Consider the following 250-nt stretch of genomic DNA (forward strand, 5'->3'; position numbering starts at 1 on the left):
GGTGGAGAGCCACACGTCGAAGTTCGATCTCACGCTGCACGTCGAGGATGCCGACGACGGCCTCGCGGGCGCGATCGAATACAACCTGGACCTGTTCGACGCCAGCACGATCGAGCGGATGGCCGCGCACTTCTGCACCCAGCGCGAAAAGGGCGCGCTGCCCCAGGGTCATGTTGGCCGCCACCCCGAAGTCCAGCACGATGGCCGCCAGCACCAGCCAGCCAAGCGCCCATGACGAGCCAGGCGCACC

1 protein-coding gene is annotated in these 250 nt (G+C 67.6%); it reads left to right on the forward strand.

Going from position 1 to position 250, the window contains the following annotated elements; translation table 11 throughout:
• Positions 1-235: hypothetical protein (locus SB725_RS32875; RefSeq protein WP_410923658.1), on the forward strand; the 235-nt coding region annotated here is incomplete at its 5' end.
• Positions 236-250 lie beyond the last annotated feature (15 nt).

The sequence above is a fragment of the Pseudomonas sp. SIMBA_041 genome, from assembly GCF_046535095.1.
Classification (GTDB): domain Bacteria; phylum Pseudomonadota; class Gammaproteobacteria; order Pseudomonadales; family Pseudomonadaceae; genus Aquipseudomonas; species Aquipseudomonas mucoides.